The sequence below is a fragment of the Nocardia sp. NPDC059228 genome, assembly GCF_042754245.1.
In the GTDB taxonomy this organism is placed as follows: domain Bacteria; phylum Actinomycetota; class Actinomycetes; order Mycobacteriales; family Mycobacteriaceae; genus Nocardia.
In genome coordinates this window covers 21,797-39,352 of the sequence record NZ_JBHZAL010000032.1, presented here as the reverse complement: position 1 = coordinate 39,352, position 17,556 = coordinate 21,797, and the positions used below count along the sequence as shown (strand labels likewise).

Annotated in this window: 16 protein-coding genes; 8 read left to right on the top strand and 8 right to left on the bottom strand. The window is 67.5% G+C overall.

The features are described from left to right. The first annotated feature begins 129 nt into the window (after positions 1-129). From ACFXKA_RS33970 to ACFXKA_RS33955, 4 genes are all read left to right on the top strand, one after another. Entirely contained in the window at positions 130-2,868 is a 2,739-nt protein-coding gene (locus tag ACFXKA_RS33970) for an AAA family ATPase (protein ID WP_379430427.1), read from the top strand. An 88-nt stretch (positions 2,869-2,956) separates the two neighbouring features. After that, positions 2,957-3,826, top strand: a complete 870-nt coding sequence (locus ACFXKA_RS33965) for an alpha/beta fold hydrolase (RefSeq protein WP_379430426.1) — start codon at positions 2,957-2,959, stop codon at positions 3,824-3,826. Then, positions 3,823-5,505: an FAD-dependent oxidoreductase gene (locus ACFXKA_RS33960; RefSeq protein WP_379430425.1), complete on the top strand. Its 1,683-nt coding sequence runs from the start codon at positions 3,823-3,825 to the stop codon at positions 5,503-5,505. Before ACFXKA_RS33965 ends, ACFXKA_RS33960 begins: the two co-directional genes overlap by 4 nt. A 400-nt stretch (positions 5,506-5,905) precedes the next feature. Continuing rightward, entirely contained in the window at positions 5,906-6,448 is a 543-nt protein-coding gene (locus tag ACFXKA_RS33955) for a hypothetical protein (protein ID WP_379430424.1), read from the top strand. A 279-nt stretch (positions 6,449-6,727) separates the two neighbouring features. On the opposite strand, the gene ACFXKA_RS33950 is transcribed toward ACFXKA_RS33955, so the two are convergent. Next, a complete protein-coding gene (locus tag ACFXKA_RS33950; protein ID WP_379430423.1) occupies positions 6,728-7,204 on the bottom strand; it encodes a hypothetical protein in 477 nt (158 codons plus the stop codon). Positions 7,205-7,390: 186 nt separating this feature from the next. On the opposite strand from ACFXKA_RS33950, the gene ACFXKA_RS33945 reads away from it, so the two are divergent. The 3 genes from ACFXKA_RS33945 (at position 7,391) to ACFXKA_RS33935 (ending at position 10,515) form a co-directional block, all read left to right on the top strand. Further along, positions 7,391-8,728: a helix-turn-helix transcriptional regulator gene (locus ACFXKA_RS33945; protein ID WP_379430422.1), complete on the top strand. Its 1,338-nt coding sequence runs from the start codon at positions 7,391-7,393 to the stop codon at positions 8,726-8,728. Next, positions 8,725-9,618 carry a phosphotransferase enzyme family protein gene (locus tag ACFXKA_RS33940; RefSeq protein ID WP_379430421.1) on the top strand — a complete coding sequence of 298 codons (894 nt, stop codon included), beginning with the start codon at positions 8,725-8,727 and terminating at the stop codon, positions 9,616-9,618. The genes ACFXKA_RS33945 and ACFXKA_RS33940 overlap by 4 nt, the downstream gene beginning before the upstream one ends. Before the next feature lie 525 nt (positions 9,619-10,143). Next, positions 10,144-10,515 (top strand): nuclear transport factor 2 family protein, encoded by a 372-nt coding sequence (locus tag ACFXKA_RS33935; protein WP_379430420.1) that lies wholly within the window; start codon positions 10,144-10,146, stop codon positions 10,513-10,515. A gap of 56 nt (positions 10,516-10,571) precedes the next feature. Here ACFXKA_RS33935 and ACFXKA_RS33930 read toward each other — a convergent pair whose 3' ends face one another. Further along, entirely contained in the window at positions 10,572-11,012 is a 441-nt protein-coding gene (locus tag ACFXKA_RS33930) for an ester cyclase (protein WP_379430419.1), read from the bottom strand. Between the two features lie 156 nt (positions 11,013-11,168). Between ACFXKA_RS33930 and ACFXKA_RS33925 the strand changes: the two genes are divergently transcribed. Then, a complete protein-coding gene (locus ACFXKA_RS33925) occupies positions 11,169-11,594 on the top strand; it encodes an SRPBCC family protein (RefSeq protein WP_379430418.1) in 426 nt (141 codons plus the stop codon). Between the two features lie 71 nt (positions 11,595-11,665). On the opposite strand, the gene ACFXKA_RS33920 is transcribed toward ACFXKA_RS33925, so the two are convergent. Genes ACFXKA_RS33920 through ACFXKA_RS33895 form a run of 6 tightly spaced genes read right to left on the bottom strand, consistent with a single transcriptional unit; the run spans position 11,666 to position 17,555 of the window. After that, on the bottom strand, positions 11,666-12,442 hold the full coding sequence (locus ACFXKA_RS33920; RefSeq protein WP_379430417.1) for a DUF6390 family protein: 777 nt from the start codon (positions 12,440-12,442) through the stop codon (positions 11,666-11,668). 19 nt (positions 12,443-12,461) lie between these two features. Then, on the bottom strand, positions 12,462-13,532 hold the full coding sequence (hypE, locus tag ACFXKA_RS33915) for a hydrogenase expression/formation protein HypE (RefSeq protein ID WP_354844197.1): 1,071 nt from the start codon (positions 13,530-13,532) through the stop codon (positions 12,462-12,464). Next, complete coding sequence (hypD, locus tag ACFXKA_RS33910) at positions 13,525-14,637, bottom strand: hydrogenase formation protein HypD (RefSeq protein ID WP_379430416.1); 1,113 nt, start codon at positions 14,635-14,637, stop codon at positions 13,525-13,527. The genes hypE and hypD overlap by 8 nt, the downstream gene beginning before the upstream one ends. Then, positions 14,634-14,975 carry a HypC/HybG/HupF family hydrogenase formation chaperone gene (locus ACFXKA_RS33905; protein WP_354844191.1) on the bottom strand — a complete coding sequence of 114 codons (342 nt, stop codon included), beginning with the start codon at positions 14,973-14,975 and terminating at the stop codon, positions 14,634-14,636. The genes hypD and ACFXKA_RS33905 overlap by 4 nt, the downstream gene beginning before the upstream one ends. Before the next feature lie 16 nt (positions 14,976-14,991). Next, positions 14,992-17,316, bottom strand: a complete 2,325-nt coding sequence (gene hypF / locus ACFXKA_RS33900) for a carbamoyltransferase HypF (protein ID WP_379430415.1) — start codon at positions 17,314-17,316, stop codon at positions 14,992-14,994. After that, complete coding sequence (locus ACFXKA_RS33895; RefSeq protein ID WP_354844185.1) at positions 17,313-17,555, bottom strand: HypC/HybG/HupF family hydrogenase formation chaperone; 243 nt, start codon at positions 17,553-17,555, stop codon at positions 17,313-17,315. Before ACFXKA_RS33895 ends, hypF begins: the two co-directional genes overlap by 4 nt. Position 17,556: the final 1 nt, after the last annotated feature.

Below are 17,556 nucleotides of genomic sequence, written 5' to 3'. Positions count from 1 at the left end.
CGTCTCTACCGCAAACAGGTGAGGCGAGCCGCCCCGTCGAACACGGATTGGTCGAATTAGCGATGCCGGAGCTCGAGCGGCCGCGCAGAATGGGTATTCCAGGGTGGCTGCGGGGAAAGGCGGTGTCCGTTGCATTCCGAGCCGTTGCGAGGCCGGAGCGAACCGATGCGGCGTGCGCTGGCGGTGCTGCGAGGCGCGAGCAGGCACGGCACCGGCGCGATCATCTGGATCACCGGCGCCGCCGGGCTCGGCAAGACGGCACTGCTGTCGGAGATATGCCGCCAGGCCGAGCGGACCGGTATGCGTGTCGCGACCGGTCGCTGCGACATCGCGGAGCAGGTCCAGCCGGGTGCGCCGGTGCTGGGGCTGCTACGTTCCGGACGAGATCCCTTGCTGGCCATCGCCGACTATGCGGGCATCGTCGCGCACTCGGCAGAACCGCTCCTCCTGGTCGAAGCCGTCGCCTCCGCGCTCGAGAACCGCGCCGCCACCGATCCACTGTTGCTCGCCGTCGACGATGTGGACCGCGCCGATCGGATCAGCCAGTTCCTGCTGCGGAGACTGATTCCACGCCTGGTCGGACTGCCCGTCGTGTGGGTGCTGACAACCCGCGATGACGATGTGGAAGCCGATCTCCCCGGACACGGACTCGCCGCCGTCGAGCAGATTCGGCTGGGCCCGCTGGCGCTGCCGGACCTGGTCATGATCGCGCAGGATCGGCTGGGCCGCCTGCCCGACCAGCGGCTGCGCGGATACCTCGATGCCATCGATGGCAATCCCACATTGGCCGTCCAGATCATCGACAATGTCGCACGAGCCACCGCCCGCGACGACTCCGACACCGTATCGGTGGAATTCACGGCGGCCATTGCCGCCGGGCTGGCACAGCTCAGCGCCGCCGCGCGGGATCTCGTGCAGACCGTCGCCATCGCAGGCCGTGCGGTTCCGGTGTCCGACCTCGGCAGGATCGGTACCGCGAGCTCCGAACAGCAGCTCCCACAGGCCATTTCCGGCGCCTTGGAGTCGGGATTGCTGCGCGCCGAGGGCGAGCGTGTGGACTGCCGGCATGACCTGGTGCGTGCCGCGGTGTGCGCCGGTATTCCGGCCGCACACGCTCGACGGCTGCATCGCAGCTGCGCCGTCTACTACCTCGCAGCCTCCGAAGAACTCTTCGCCGCCACGCACGCGCGGGAAGCGATCGGTCCGGGCGATCTGCCCTGCGCCACGACCATGGTTCAGGTCGCCGAATCCCTGGTGGCTACCCACCCCGAGGAGGCCGGAGAACTGGCGGCGCTCGCCTTCCGGACCGTTCGCCCCGACCAGACCGCATGGCTCGACCTCAGCAAACGGTGCCTGTCGGTGCTCTGCCGTACCCAGCGTTCCACCGAGGCCATCACCGTGGCCGACCTGATCCTCGCTCGCCTGGACGACAACACCCATGCCGCTGAAGTGGAAACCCAAGTGGCCCAGGCACTGTGGCTGAGCGGTCGCATCAGCGATCTTGTCGCGCGCACCGAGCGGGTCCTCGGCACCCGAACCCTCGAGCCCACGGTCACCGCCCGCCTGCGCGCCGCCGCTGCCCTGGCCAACACCCGCATCGCCCGCGGGCCCGCCGCCATCCGCGTCAGCGAGGCCGCACTCGACCTGGCCCGTACGGTCGACGACCGCGAGGCGCTCGGCCTGGCGCTGCAGGCCGCCGGTGAGGCCGCGAAGAACGATGCCCGCCACCTCACGGCACTGGGCCATTTCCGCGAGCTCCGCGCTCTCGGCGGGGTCTCCTACCTGGCCGAGGAGATCATCGAGCTGCAGTTCCTCGACCGCTACGACCACGCACAGGCACTGCTCGATCAGGCCCGCACCGACCACTGCGCGACCGAAGCCATCCTGCCGGCCTTGTGTGGCAGCGAAATGTGGCTGCACTTCAATCTCGGACGCCTCCACGAGGCAGATGCCGCAGCCCGCGCGCTCATCGACCTCGGCCGCACCCTCGGCAACACCGAGCAGGCCTGCGACGCCGCCATGGTGAGCGTCGCGGTGGCGTTGTTGCAGGGCGACATCGAGCGCGCGGACCAGCACATCCGGACCACCGACGAGATCGTTCGAGGCGGCGACCACACCCGCAAGCCCGTGGTCGGGGTCATGCGCGGCTGGCTCGCCGCCGCCCGCGGTGAGTTCGAGAACGCCATGGCCACCTGGCGGCCCGTCCTGGACGGGGCCGGTGTGTGCAACGGCTACTGGCCACTGTGGCCGTGCTGGACGGGCCTGTTCTTCAAGATCGGCGACACCGCCATGGATCACGAATTCACTGCTCTGGCAACAGCGGTCGCGGAAGTGGCGGCGAGCCGGAATCCGGGGGTCGCCAGTTTCGAGGGCATGGCGTCGAACCTGCGCGGCCGCGACAGTGGCGATCTGGACCTCATCGGCCGTTCCGCACAGGTACTGGCCCGCAGCCCGCGTCCCCTGCTGCGGGCCTGCGGAGCAGAATCCTACGGGCGGGCCCTCCTCGCCGCCGGTGACCGCAGCCGCGGCCTGGCCGAACTGGACCGCGCGTGGGACGAATTCCACACCATGCATGCCCTGGCCAAGACCGCCGAGATCCAGAACGTGATGCGGGCTGCCGGTGCTCGTCGTTCCAAATGGCTTGTCACACTGCATCACTCGACGGACGGCTGGGCCTCGCTCACCCCCTCGGAACGCCGGGTCGCGGCACTGATCGGCGCGGGGCACACCAATAAATCCGCGGCCGCCGAGCTCGGCATCTCGGTCAACACCATCGGCACCCATCTGCGTTCGGCGTTCACCAAGCTCGGCATCCAGTCCCGGGTCCAGCTTGCGAACACCCTGCACAGCTTGCCGTCACGCGAATAGGTGAGTGATCGTCGTGCTGGGAAATGGCAACCTGGTCCGACCGATCGGCAACGGCCCGCTGACCGACAGTCCTGCGAAGGGAAGCGACATGACCTCCACCGTGCTCAGCTACGCGGCCGCCCCCAACAAGGTGGTGCGCGCGGGCAATGGCATCGACTACGCCTATCGCGAAATCGGGAGCGGCACAGTGCCACTGGTGTTGCTGCAGCACTTTCGCGGCAACCTGGAGAACTGGGACCCGACGCTGGTCGACGCCCTCGCCGCCAGGCGGCGCGTCATCGCGTTCGACAACACGGGCGTGGGCGCCACCACCGGCACGACTCCCGCCACGATCACCGAGATGGCCCGCGACGCCATCGCTTTCCTCGCGGCCCTCGATATCCCGCAGGCGGATATCCTCGGCTTCTCGATCGGCAGCTTCGTCGCCCAGGAGATCGCCCTGATCCGGCCCGACCTGGTGCGCAAGCTCGTCCTGGCGTCCTCGGCGCCACGCGGCGGCGCGGGAATGCACGGGTGGGCTCCCGAGGTGATCGGTGCGGTGGGCACACTCCAGACCGCACCGAAGGGATATCTCGATGTCTTCTTCACCTCCTCCCCCGCCAGCCGGAAAGCGGGTGAGGAAACCCTCGGCCGCATCTACGGCCGCACCACCGACGCCGACCAGCCCACCTCCTGGGAGACCCGGCAGGCGCAGTACGACGCCGTGTGCGAGTGGGGCATTCCCGATCACGCGGCGCTGCAGCGGGTCAGCGCGATCACGCATCCGGTGTTCGTCGCCAACGGCGACAGCGACCCGATGATCCTGCCCCACTTCTCGTATCTGCTCGCCGGGCTGATTCCGCAGGCGCGCATCAAGATCTATCCCGATTCGGCGCACGGATTCCTCTTCCAGCACGCCCGGGCATTCGCCGCCGACGTCGGCGACTTCCTCGGCGACACCGACGGGTCGACCCAGTGACCCCTGCCGCGCCCGCGCACGATCCCGAAGCCGACCGCTTCCCCGTCCTGTCCGATGCACAACTCGAGCGGGTGCGCGGATACGGCAGCGTCGAGGTCGTGCAGCCGGGCGCGGTGCTGTACGGGACCGGGCAGCGGACCTACGACTTCATCGTGTTGACCACCGCCGCCGCGGAGATCGTGCGAGTGGCGACTACGGATCTGCCCGAGGCACTGGTGGTTTCGTGCACGCCGGGTCAGTTCCTGGGCGAGCTGAACCTGCTCACCGGGCAGTCGACGTATCTGACCGCACGTGTCACCGCGGCAGGCTCCATCATCCGGATCGACCCGGCCGCCTTCCGCCGGCTGATGGACGAGGACACCGAACTGTCGGACCTCATCCTCACCGCATTTCTCGCCCGCCGTAGCGAACTCCAGTCCGGCGCCGCCGCGCTCAGTGTGCGCATGCTCGGCAGCGAACTGTCACGCGAGTCGCTGGCATTGCGGTCCTGGGCCGCGCACGCGCGCATCGCCTATACCTGGTTCGACATCGACAGCGCCGCGGGCGCGGCGCTCGCGCGGACGATCGGCGTCACCGGCGAACGGCTGCCCGCGGCGGTGACGCCGACCGGGGTGATCACCGGCGCGAATCCGGCGCAGGTCGCCGCGGCCCTCGGCCTCGCGTATTCGGCCGAATCCGAACCCGATTCGGCCGCAACGGATCTGATCATCGTGGGGGCCGGGCCCGCAGGGTTGGCCGCAGCCGTCTACGCCGCCTCCGAAGGGCTGCGCACGGTCGTGTTCGACGCGGTCGGGGTCGGCGGGCAGGCCAGTTCCAGCTCCCGCATCGAGAACTATCTCGGATTCGAGCACGGCATCAGCGGCGCGGACCTCACCGGCCGGGCCATGGTGCAGGCGCAGAAGTTCGGCGCCTCGCTGAACAGTCCGTGCCGGGTCGTCTCGGTGCGACGCACCGGTGCGCTGTTCGAGGTGACGCTGTCCGACGGCGCTGTCGCCTACTCGCGGGCGGTCATTCTCGCCGGAGGGGTGAAGTACCGGGCGCTGGATCTGCCGCGCTGGACGGACTTCGAAGGGCGCGGAATCTATTACGCGGCCACCGAAATCGAGGCCCGCACCTGCTCCTGCACCCCGGTGGCGGTGATCGGCGGCGCGAACTCGGCCGGACAGGCCGCGCTGTTCCTGGCCGGCCGCGGGTGCATGGTCACCCTCGTGATCCGATCGGGAGATCTGTCCGCCGGGATGTCGAGCTATCTCGCCCACCGCATCGAGGCCAACCCCGCGATCGACATCCGGCTCGGCACCGAGGTCACCGCACTGCACGGCGACGATCGGCTGGAATCGGTCACCGTGTCCAGCAAGAACGCACCCGAACCCCTGCGGCTCCCGTGTTCCGGCCTGTTCTGTTTCATCGGCGCCGACCCGGAGACCTCCTGGCTCGCCGATATCCGCCTCGATTCCGACGGATTCGTTCTCACCGACATCGCGCTCGGCCCCGGCACCGCGGAAGACATGTGGGACACCCTGGGCCGCGGCCCCCTCCCGTTCGAGACCAGCGTGCCGGGCATCTTCGCGGTCGGCGACATGCGCGCCGGATCGATGAAGCGCATCGCCGCCGCCGTCGGCGACGGCGCCGGCAGCGTCCGATCGGTACACGAATTCATCGGCCTCGCCGGCATGTGACCCGAAACCACGGCGTGACGTCGCGACCGATCCGATCGGTCCGGTACGTAGGCTGTGGTGACGACCGGCAACGAACGGGCGAGTTCCCGTGTGGAAGAGATCGCCGTACTCACCGGGACCACATCTCGGAAACACACTCGTTAACAGGCAGCCTGGATTGCGGTGGGGGCCAGCACTATTCCGTTGCAAAGCCCTCATTGCCGCGGCAGCCGCATGGAACTGGGGTACCGCCGAGGTTGGCCGCACAGCACCGAAGGTGCTGTTCACCTTCGGTCTGACCCCGGAGATTCCGCCCAAGGAAGTTGGGGCACATGAACTTTCTGAAATTGACAGCTTTCACAATTGATGAACGTTAGATTCTGTCGACCCCATACCAAGGGTACGAACGAGGACTTCACACATGCCTATCACCGACCGCCCCCTGCACCGAATAGCCTGGGGCACAACCACTGTGGCACTGGCTGCGACCATCGCCACATTGTCCGCTCCCTCCGCCTCCGCCGACCTCGGACCCATCACGGTCAACGAGTGCACGGGCACGAGCGCGAGCACGTGCGGGCCGGCATCGTCGATCGTCGTGGGCCACACCTACCAGATCGTGTCGGAGGCCAACGTCTACCTGATCTCCAAACCCACCGTGAATTTCTACGACAACGGCCAGTGCATTGCGAGCGCCCCGTCGCCGTCGACCTTCGGCCACGCGGGAATCGGCTACCACACATCGGTCTTCTGGGTGCCGACTACCGCCGGAACACACAACCTCAGCGTGGAGCAGGCCTTCAAAACCGCCTCCACCCCGGTAACCGTGGTCGCCGCGCCACTGGGATCCACCCCCGCACAACCGCCCTCACAGCCCGGCTGTGGAGGCGGCATCGGTTCCGGCAGCTCGAATCCGCTCGAATCCGGCAGCGTGGATCTCCTCCCCGGTTCCTCCGGCATCTGAGGCTTCACCCTGACTCGACGGGCACGAAAGCGAAGCGAGGACGGGGCACCCCGAGCGGCGCGCGCATGCACGCCGCTCTCGATCCTGCAGAGGGAGATTCGGCAAGCCACGGCACGGACTACGGATGTATCCCCATCGGCGACGAGTTCGGTTGGCGTGAAGTTGAATACGAACCGCGCGACCGCGAGCACCGATCCCGCCATAACCACAACGGATGTCGCGAAGGCGGCCACGATCGCCACGAACAACTCGGTCCAGCGCATCGACCGGTGTTCCCCGTCATGCCCCATCCGTACGTGCAGACGGGAGATCCCGAAGGGGTGGCATCGGTCGTCGGGCGTATGTCTCTTCGGGGTTCACGGTGATCACGTCGAGTTGCTCGACCAGCGTCCCGGGTACCTCCCCGCCCTCGAAGTGCTCAGGACCAGGGACAATGACCGCTTCGACATCCAAACGGGTCGCTTGCGCCTTCAGTCGAGCCAACGGGGGACGGCCGAACTTCGGGTCATAGATCACCATGTCGGCGAAGTCGTAGCCCAGACGTGTTGCGAGCTTGCGGATTTGGCTCTGGTCCCACAGCTGCGCCACCCCGGACACGTCAGTCCGAAGGTAGCCCAAACACGTTGGCTTGTAACGCATGTCTGACCTTTCCAGCGATAACTCGTGCTCGCCGACACCCTCGTTGAACTCGAGAAAATCCAGGTAGAACCCCGGACAGTCCTCGGACTCGTCCCCGATGGCCTGAAGTTCCAACACACCCCCGGGGAACCTGAAGACCCTGCCACCTCGGTGCATCAGCGCTCCCTCATCGCCCGGGTGTGAGCCGCGCAATTCGCGGCGTCGTCCACAACGAGGAAACCGCGGCACTCGCCAGGCAAGAAAGATGGCGAGTCGCTACGAAAGCCGACTTGCCATACCTGCTCGGTAGACCAGAATGAACCCATGACCAGGGGTGAGGGTGACCCGGCGACCGAACCCGATCGGCAACCGCCATCGGTTGCCGACGATCTGGCGCGCGAAATCAAACGCCTCCGACAAGAGGCGGGCATCTCTCAGCGCGTACTGGCATCCAAGATCGGCTATTCGCGCCAGTACGTCACCATGACCGAGTGGGAAGATTCCAATCTTCCCTCGCCTGAGCTTGTTGCCGCGATCGACAACGCCCTCGAGGCAAACGGAGCGCTTGTCACCCTTCGCGCCCAGGCGGACGGCGATCGACGAGAGAGGCGGCGTGCTGGCGCGAGCTCGCTCACCAGCGCTGATGAACCCGGCAAATCGCTCGCCGCCAACGTGTTCAGCCCATTCAACCTGGAGTCCGTGCCCGCCGGCTACGCACCTGATACCCGGTACGCCGAAAGCGTCGCATGGTCCGATGTCGAGCGAGTGAAAGAAGCCGCCCGCCACGCCGCAACCACGGAAAACCTTCATGGCGGCGGATCGGCCAATACCGCTGCCAGCCAACAGCTTTACTCGTTCGCACCGCTCGTGCGAGGAAAGACCGCACCCGAAACGCGCCGAGCACTGTTCGAGGCCGTTGGCAACCTGAGCGGCGTCGCAGCCTTTGCCGCCTTCGATATCGCCGACTTCACCACCGCAGAGCGACACTCCCGATTCGCCCTCTGGTGCGCAGACTCCGCCGGATCGTGGGAACTACGCGCGAGCACGCTCGCCGACATGGCCCGAATGACGGCTTACACCAGCGGCGCCGACAACGCCCTGTCATTGATCGAACTCGCCCAAGTTCGGTCCGACCGGCTTTCTGCCACCACCCGCGCCATGCTCAGCGCGCTACGCGCACAGTTCCTCGCCGCCCTCGGTCGCACCGACGAGACGTTGAACGAGGTCGCGCGCTCAGACGATTACTTCGCCGACAGCGTGCCCGGCGAAGATGCGCCGTGGATGTGCTACTACGACGAAGCCGAGCACTTGGGCAGCACCGGCAAGGCCCTCATACCGGTCGCGTTGGCCCGAAATCAAATGGATTTGGCCGCACCACGGATTGGCCAAGCCATCCGGCGACAAGGCCAGAGCTATCCTCGGTCACGAACTTTCTCGCTGACGCGACTGGCCACGCTGACCATGCGGATAGGCGACCCCCAGGAAGCAGCCGAGCTCGGATTACAAGCCGCGCGAAAAGCGAAAGAGCTTCATTCCCAACGTATTCGCGACGAATTGCAAGTGCTGACTCGTGCGTCGATCAAGCACCTTGGCATCCCCGAGGTGTATGGGCTGTACGGCGTGCTCACCGACGAGCGCGAGGCGTTCGAGGTGTCCTCGTGAACCGACCTGGACCGCAGATCACCGCCGCCGAGGTGCTGTCCCGGGCGGCGAAACTCGGCAACGTCGATGCGCACGGCCCGGTGACAATCCGCGATGGCTCGCATGCGATCTTCGAGTTGCCCAACGGGATCGTGGCACGGATCGGCGAGCCGCACAGCTACAGGACGGCACAACGAGAACTGTCTATCTCCCAGTGGCTCAACCGAAATGGCATCACGACAGTGCGAGCGGTGAACTCGATTCCACAGCCCACGGTGGTGGACGAACGGCCCGTAACCTGGTGGACACTGATCCCCGACCACAGGCCGTCCACACCTGAAGAGCTGGGCACGATGCTCCGCCAGTTGCACGCGTTGACGCCCCCGACCGAGTTCCAGCTGCCGAGCTACGCGCCATTCGATCGACTGCCGGAACGCATCGAGTCCGCAACCACGATCGAGGAAGCCGACCGCTCGTGGCTTTTGGAGCAGTATGCGCGGCTACGCCAGCAGTACGACGAACTGGACGATCCGTCGCCGCCTTGCGTCATACACGGCGACGCCTGGCAAGGAAATCTCGTGGTCCCGCACTCCGGTGATCCCACTGTGCTCGATCTCGACAAGGTGTCCCTGGGCTGGCGCGAATGGGATCTCATTCAACTGGCGGTCGACCACACCGACTTCCGACGGATCACCGCCGGCCAGTATCAGAGCTTTGTCAACGCCTACGGCGGCTACGACGTGACCCGATGGCCGGGCTATCGGGTACTTGCCGATATCCAGGAGCTCCGATGGGTCGGTTTTGCGCTCGGCCGATCGGATACGAGGCAAGCAGCCGCGATAGAAGCCGAGCACCGCATCGCGTGCCTCCGTGGACTGGTGCCGAAGCCCTGGACCTGGCGAGCGCTCTGAGTCCCGGTGTCGGCTGCGAGCTTACGAGCAACCCCGCCGCCCCCATATTGTGCTGGCTCGTTTACGTGATTGCTGTGTTCAATGTCGATGGCGCCAGGCCATAAGAGCGGCGATTTCCGTTGTGGCAGTGAGGATTCGGTCGGTTGGTAATCCCTCACTGGATAATTCTGGCGATTTCGTTGACCTTGATCCGAAACCACGGCGTGGTGTCGCGACCGATCCGATCGGTCCGGTACGTAGGCTGTGATGATGACCGGCAACGAACTGGGCCAGTTTCCGCGCGGAAGAGGCCGCCGGACTCACCGGGGTCAGCGCCGACTGCTACGCCCGGCTCGAACAGCGCCCGGAAAATGATCTACCAGACCTTCGACGTGCGGCGAGCGTCAGGCCAACAGCTCCCGGTCGGCACCGCCGCACCGGGTAGTGAGACTTCCCTGGCCGAGCTCGCACCCGCGGCCCGGGATTGTCCCGTACGGGCACACTCGATCGCGAATCGCAACGTCCACCCATATGAGAGGACCTGCCGTGACGCTCTCCCCCGCCGACCTCATGCGCCGCAACCTCCTCGATGTCTTCAACGAGCCCGATCCGGCACGCCGTGCCGCGGCCATCGCCGAAACCTATGCCGCGGACGTGATCTGGCACGAGGCGGAACAAATCATGCACGGGCGCAAGGAACTCGAGCATCGCGCCGAGGAGCTGCGCGCCGAGAACCCGGACTGGGTCTTCCGCCCGGCGGGCCCGGCGTCCGAACTCGACGACATCGGCCACCTCGGATTCCACTACGGTCCCGCAGGGCAGTCCCCGGTGGTCGTCGGCATGGACATCGCTCGCACCCAGGACGGCACCATCATCGAGCTGTACACCATCGTCACCGAAATTCACCCGCCGGCCTGAGTGCTACTCCGGCTTCGGGAACACCAGGATCGTGCCCGTTGCTCGCCGAGGACGTGCTACGAGGCTTGCAGTTGTTCCAGCGCGGTCGCCCAGTTCTCGACGTGATAGCCCGTGGCGAGTTTTCCGCCGCGGACGGTGAACACGTCGATGGCCATGGTGCGGAAGGACTTTCCGGTGGGGGCGGCACCCCAGAACTCGGCCACGGGCGTCCCTGTCGCCTCGCCGCGCACGATCATCATGTCGTCGACAACGTGGATGTCGACGACCTCCCACGCCAGATCCGGGACGGTCTCCCCCATCCGCGTGAACACCTCACCCAGCTGGTCACGCGTCAGGAAATCCTGGTTGGTGTGGAACGACCGGTAGTCGTCGTTGCACGCCTCGGCCAGCAGTGCTGCGACGTCCTTCTCGGCCGGCCTGTTCAACGCGGCATACAGCGGCGCAGAGATCTTCCGCGCCTGATCCACCGTCATCGTCGATTCGTCGCTCTTGGTCATGGAGACGCTCCTCGTCACAGGCACCATCTGATCCGGGCCATACCGGCGGCCGAAACGACAGCGTGCCCGATTCGCGCGGCCCGAGGCATCACACATTCAGGTGACGGGTCACTCGTCGTGCCGAGCCGATACCGGCGTGACCGCTAGAGTTCGGGAATGCCGGAAAAGATTCTCCGTAACACGTTCACCGTCCCTGCTCCGATGGAAGCGGCCTACGAGCATCTGATCCGGCCCGAGAACTACATCGGCCTGTCGCCACTCGTCGTGGCGGTCGAGGATGTCCAGGAAGGCTCGTACGTTGCCGTCGAACGGTTCCGGCTCCTCGGGCTGAAATACGACAACCGAATCCGGGTGTCGCTCGAGGGGACGCCCGGCAAGGCGGTCTGGGGTGAGGTAAACAGCCCCGGCGGCGTTCACATGGCCTACCGCTTCGAGTTCGCCGACGGCCCGGAAGGCACGCGCATCGAGGACGAACTCCGGCTACGCACCCCGCTCGGACTGATGGCCTTCGCCTCCGGCCAGGCCCGCAAAGTCCAGCTGGCCCGGGCCACGATCCTGGCCGAGCGCCTAGGCCGGTCCTGATCGGGTCCCGGATGCGCTGGCACTCATCGAATTTCGGCGGCAACCGACGTGGTCGAGGTCCGGATGGGAATTCAGCCATCCGACCTCGAACCCACCGTCGCGGCGGAGCGGTCGAACGCCAGCCGATCGTTGGTCACCCTGATCTGGCGCACGGTCGTGGTAGCGAGCGCGGCAGCCTGGGCGGGTGACAGCCGCCCGCACAGGTGATCCCAGTGCACCGCGAGGATGTCGCCGACCTCGACGTCGGGCACGGCGGCGTACCCGTCGTGCCAGACGGGCAGGGTCCGGTCCTCGGGCCTGGACAGGCCCAGGCTCGAGCCATTCCAGCTCAACCGGCGGGACCGGACCAGAACCTGCGAGTCGCTCCGATCGATCACTCGCGCCCAGGTGATCCGGCAGTCGTCGAGAATCCGCAGGGCCGGGCCTGCACCCGCCGCATCGAGCAGCCGGGACCAGGGATACACGCCGAGCACGTGGAAGCTGTGGTTGGGCGCGGCCTCCACGGCCAGGCGGGCGCTCAGGTGCGCCCAGTACTGTCCGGCGACCGGCCCGATGCGCGCGAGCAGGGCCGCGCCGAACTCGGCCGGATCCAGCGCGGCGCCGATTCCGCCACCGAGCCAATAGGATTCGACAAGCCGGGCGTCGAGTGGATCCGCGATCCCGGTGAGCGCGGACATCACGCACAGATACGGCCATGCCCCGGAGAACAGCGGTGCCGTCGCCCGCACCGCCGCGCTCGACCCGTCACGCAGCCCGGCGGAATCGGGCGGCCCGCAGTAGCCGAGCGCGTTCGGCGCGTAGGCGTAGCGCGCGAACATCTCGGTCCCGTCGATGTGGACCGGGTCCATGGGCGAATTCCCTTCCGCCTCAGCAGATTCTGGGTAACTGTTCGCCGGCCGGCAGATCCACCACCCGGGTACCGCCGAGGGCGGTCCTGGCCACCACCATGCCCGGATGCTCGGACACACAGACGCCGATGGCAGCGGCCCGCGTCCCGAGTGGATGGGCGTGCATGGCGGCCAGCACCCGATCCGCGTCCTCGGCCGCGACGAAGGCGACCAGCTTGCCCTCGTTGGCCACGTACATCGGGTCGAGGCCGAGCAGCCCACAGGCGTCGCGGATCTCGGCCGGGATGGGGATGTTGTTCTCCTCCAGTGCCACACCGACTTTCGCCGTATGGGCGATCTCGTTGAGCGAGGCGGCCAGACCGCCGCGCGTGGGGTCGCGCAGCACGTGCACGTCGGCGCCGGTGGCGAGCATGGCAGCCACCAGGCCGTGCAGCGGTGCGGTATCGCTGCACACCGTGGTGCCGAACTCCAGTCCCTCGCGACAGCTCAGCACCGCGACGCCGTGCAAGCCGATATCGCCGCTGACTATCACCACGTCCCCGACACTCGCGCGCTGGGGACGGATGTCCACGCCCTCGTCGATCACGCCGATACCCGTGGTGTTGATGTACACCCGGTCGCCGTGCCCGGCGTCGACCACCTTGGTGTCACCGGTGACCAGGGTGACGCCCGCGCCGAGTGCGGCGGTACCCATCGCCCCGGCGATCTGCGCGATCTCGGCCAGCGCGGTGCCCTCTTCGAGGATGAACGCCGTCGACAGCGCCAGCGGTCGCGCACCGGCCATGGCCAGATCGTTGACCGTGCCGTTGACCGCGAGCTCGCCGATCGATCCGCCCGGGAACACCATCGGTTTGACCACGAAGGAGTCGGTGCTGAAGGCGAGCCTGGACTCCCCGACGGTGAGCACCGCCGAGTCCCCCATCCCGGCCTCGGCGGCCGCGCCGAAGGCGGGCAGGAACAGATGCTCGACCAGTTCCCCCGACATCGCGCCGCCGCCACCGTGCCCCATGACGATGGTGGGTGAATCCCGTAATGGCATGGGGCACACCCAGTTCGCCAGGTCGACGGGCGCCGAGATCTCCTCACGCATGTGCCACCTCCGCGGGCAGGTCCAGGCGCCGGTACAGGTAGTAGGCGGCGCACGCGCCCTCGGAGGAGACCATCGTGGCTCCGAGGGGGTTGCGTGGCGTGCACTCCTTCCCGAAGGCCGCGCACTCGTGCGGCTTGATCAGCCCTTGCAGCACTTCACCGGAACGGCAGATCGAGGACTCGGCGGTGTGCAGGTCGCCGACGGCGAATCGCTGTTCGGCGTCGAACTCGCTATACCGCTCCGAGAGCCGCCACCCACTGCGCGGTATGACGCCGATCCCGCGCCAGGCGCGGTCGGTGACCTCGAAGACGTCTTCGAGCATCGCCTTCGCGACCGGGTTGCCCGCCTCGGCGACGGCTCGCGGGTAGGCGTTCTCCACCTCGTGGCGTCCGGATTCGAGCTGAATGACGGTGCGCCGGATGCCTTCGAGGATGTCGAGCGGCTCGAACCCGGTGACCACGATCGGCACCCGGTACTTGTCGGTGAGCGGCGGGTATTCACGGGTACCCATCACCGTGCAGACATGTCCGGCGGCCAGGAACGCCTGCACCCGGCACGACGGTGATTCCATGATCGCGGCGATGGCGGGCGGCACCAGCACGTGCGAGACGAGCAGCGAGAAGTTCCGTATGCCAAGGCGTTTCGCCTGATAGACGGTCATCGCATTGGCGGGCGCGGTGGTCTCGAAGCCGATGCCGAAGAACACCACCTGCCGATCGGGGTTGGCCTGCGCCAGCTCGAGCGCGTCGAGCGGCGAGTACACCACCCGGACGTCCCCGCCTTCGCTCTTGACCCGGAACAGGTCCTTGGAGCTGCCCGGTACCCGCAGCATGTCGCCGAACGAGCAGAAGATCACGCCGGGCTGCGCGGCGATGTCGAGGGCCTTGTCGATCATGCCGAGCGGGGTCACACACACCGGGCAGCCGGGTCCGTGGATCATTTCGATCGTCTCGGGCAGCAGTTGATCGATGCCGTGGCGGATGATCGAATGCGTCTGCCCGCCACACACTTCCATGATCGCCCAGCGGCGCGTTGCGCTTTCCCGGATCCGCTCGAGGAGAACCCCGGCGAGCTGCGGGTTGCTGAATTCATCGAGGTACTTCACGACCCCACCTCCGGTTCATCCGACTCCTGTCCTGTCGACTCCTGCACTGCTTCGGGATTCGCCAGGCCCGCCTGCGCGGCCGCGATCTCGAATCCGTTCCCGAACTCCTCCTTCAGAACACCCAGATGCTCGAACTCGGCGAGTGTCCGCAGGGCGGATTCCTCGTCGAGCCGCTGAATGGCGAAACCGACGTGGACCACGACGTAGTCGCCGACCGCGGCGTCGGGGATGTATTGCAGGCATACATCCTTCTGCACGCCGCCGAAATCCACGATCGACATCAAGGTGCCATTGCGTTCTTGCAGGCTGAGAACCCTTCCCGGGACTGCCAGGCACATTTGCTGCTCCCTTCGCTCAACCCGCCTCGGCGGCGAGTAGTTGCCCGAATGCCAGGCCGCCGTCGTTGGGCGGCAACCGATGAGCGGTCAAGACTCGAAAACCGTTGTCCACCAGCAGTCCACGCGCGGCCGACAGCAGCAGCGCGTTCTGGAACACGCCGCCGGTCAGCACGACCGGGGTGGCTGGGGTGGCGTAGTCGGCCGCGAGGCCCAGGACCAGCCGCGCGACCGCGTCGTGGAAACGCGCCGCGATGATCCCGACCGGGATGCCCGCCCGCACATCCTTGATCACGGCGCCGATCACCGGGGCGGCGTCGAACACCGACGGACCGTCCCCGTCTCCGGCCCGATCCGGCCTCGCGAACCGGTAGCGATCGGACCCCGGGTCCACCCCGCGTGCATGCCATTCCAGTTCGATCGCGGCCTGCGCTTCGTAGTCGACCTCGAACCGGACCCCGGCCAGTGCCGCGACGGCGTCGAACAGCCGGCCCATGCTCGAGGTCGGCGCGCTGCCCAATCCGGTGTCCAGCTGGTGGGCGAGCACGGCGCGCTCGGCGGGCGGGCACGCGGCCACCGCGGGAAGATCCTCGGTCCATTCGATTCCGGCGGCGCGCAGGTGCGCCAGCGCCATGCGGTAGGGACGGCGCACGCTCACGTCGCCACCGGCCAGCGGTACGTAGCGCAGGTGCGCCAGCCGACGGTAGCCCTTGTATCCGGCCGCCAGCACCTCACCGCCCCAGATCGCGCCGTCGGGCCCGAATCCGGTGCCGTCGAAGGCGATTCCGAGGACGGCGGCGGCCGGATCGAGTCCGTGTTCACCCATGACCGCCGCGATGTGCGCGTGATGGTGCTGCACGGTGCGTACTGGCCGCTCGCCCGCCTGTTCCCGGGCCCACGCGGTCGAGCGGTAGCGCGGGTGGGCGTCGGCGGCCAGGACGACCGGTCGCACGCCGGTCAACTCCTCGAGATGGCGTTCGGCGTCGGTGAAGGCGCGCAGCGTCGCCAGATCGTCCATATCGCCGATGTGCTGGCTGAGCCAGGCATAGCGCCCGTCGCCGACGGCACAGGTGTTCTTGAGATCCGCACCCACCGCGAGCGTGGGCTGGACCGGCAGCGGCAGGGCCAGGGGCAGCGGGGCGAAGCCGCGGGAACGGCGCAATGGCAGTTCCATGCCGTCGACCACCCGCAGTACCGAATCGTCACAGGGCACCAGGATGGGACGGTCGTGCGCGAGCCAGGCGTCCGCCAGACCCGCCAGCCGGGTCCGGGCGTCGGCATCGTCGTAACAGATGGGTTCGCCACCGAGGTTCGCCGAGGTCATCACGAGAACCCGGGGGCCGGGCGGGTCGCCGGGCAGGCCGAAGAGCAGCAGATGCAGCGGCGTGTAGGCGAGCATCACACCGAGATCGGGGTTGCGCGGGGCGACCGACGACGCGATGGCGAGTTCCGGGGCGCGCCTGCCGGTTTCGGTACCAGCGGCGCGGGCGGCGCGTGGCAGCAGCACGATGGGCCGGGCGGGCCCGGTCAGCAGTCGGGCGGCCGTCTCGTCGATTTCGGTGATACGCCGTGCCGTATCCAGATCCGCCGTCATGACGGCGAACGGCTTGTCCCCGCGGCGTTTCCGCCGGCGCAGCTCGGCGACTGCCGTCTCGTTGCCGGCGTCGCAGGCCAGGTGGTACCCGCCGATGCCCTTGACGGCGAGAATTCCGCCGGCGCGCAACAACTCTCGCGCGGCGGCGACCGGGTCACCGGCGCCCGGGCCGGTGTAGGACAACCGGGGACCACAGTCGGGGCAGGCGATGGGCTGCGCGTGGAAGCGCCGGTCGGCGGGATCGGCGTACTCGCCGGCGCACCGCGCGCACATCGGGAAGCCGGCCATGCTGGTGCGCTCGCGGTCGTAGGGCAGGCTCGCGATGATGGTGAACCGGGGACCGCAGTTGGTGCAGTTCACGAAGGGGTGCCGGTAGCGCCGGTTGCCCGGATCGCACAGATCGGCGACACACTCGGCGCAGATCGCCACATCGGGTGAGGCCAGTGTGCGCCCGGTCCCGTCCCGGCTGGTCGCGGCGATATGGAAGCCGGTGCCGCCGCGCACCGGAATCTCGAGGCACTCGACGGATTCGACGACCGCCAGCGGCGGCGCATCCGACCGCATCCGCCGCACGAACTCCGCCAGATCCGCTGTCGCGCCCTCGATTTCGATGATCACACCGCAGCTGTCGTTGGACACCGAGCCGGCCAGCGACAGTTCAGCGGCGGTGGTGTACACGAACGGCCGGAAGCCGACACCCTGAACCACGCCGCGCACCACCACGCGGCGCCGGCCGCGCGCGGCGCTCATGGCGCGTCTCCCTGGCGCAGCAGCCGCAGCCCGTCCAGGGCCGCGGCCGCGCCGGCCGCGTCGGTCTTCTCCACCGCCAGGCCCATGTGAATGATCACCCAGTCACCGGGCCGGACCGGATCCTGGTCCAGCAGGCCGACATTCACCTTCCGCTGCTCACCGGAAACGTCGACGAGCGCGATCTGGTCGTGATAGCCGTCGAGAATCTCCACGACCAGGCCGGGAATTCCGAGGCACACG

What these genes read in the sequence shown, in the direction of transcription:
- ACFXKA_RS33965 (WP_379430426.1), top strand. Translation starts at nt 2,957, where the DNA reads ATGACCTCCACCGTGCTCAGCTACGCGGCCGCCCCCAACAAGGTGGTG.
- ACFXKA_RS33955 (WP_379430424.1), top strand. Translation starts at nt 5,906, where the DNA reads ATGCCTATCACCGACCGCCCCCTGCACCGAATAGCCTGGGGCACAACC.
- ACFXKA_RS33945 (WP_379430422.1), top strand. Translation starts at nt 7,391, where the DNA reads ATGACCAGGGGTGAGGGTGACCCGGCGACCGAACCCGATCGGCAACCG.
- ACFXKA_RS33930 (WP_379430419.1), bottom strand. Translation starts at nt 11,012, where the DNA reads ATGACCAAGAGCGACGAATCGACGATGACGGTGGATCAGGCGCGGAAG.
- ACFXKA_RS33925 (WP_379430418.1), top strand. Translation starts at nt 11,169, where the DNA reads ATGCCGGAAAAGATTCTCCGTAACACGTTCACCGTCCCTGCTCCGATG.
- ACFXKA_RS33920 (WP_379430417.1), bottom strand. Translation starts at nt 12,442, where the DNA reads ATGGACCCGGTCCACATCGACGGGACCGAGATGTTCGCGCGCTACGCC.
- hypE (WP_354844197.1), bottom strand. Translation starts at nt 13,532, where the DNA reads ATGCGTGAGGAGATCTCGGCGCCCGTCGACCTGGCGAACTGGGTGTGC.
- ACFXKA_RS33905 (WP_354844191.1), bottom strand. Translation starts at nt 14,975, where the DNA reads ATGTGCCTGGCAGTCCCGGGAAGGGTTCTCAGCCTGCAAGAACGCAAT.
- hypF (WP_379430415.1), bottom strand. Translation starts at nt 17,316, where the DNA reads ATGAGCGCCGCGCGCGGCCGGCGCCGCGTGGTGGTGCGCGGCGTGGTT.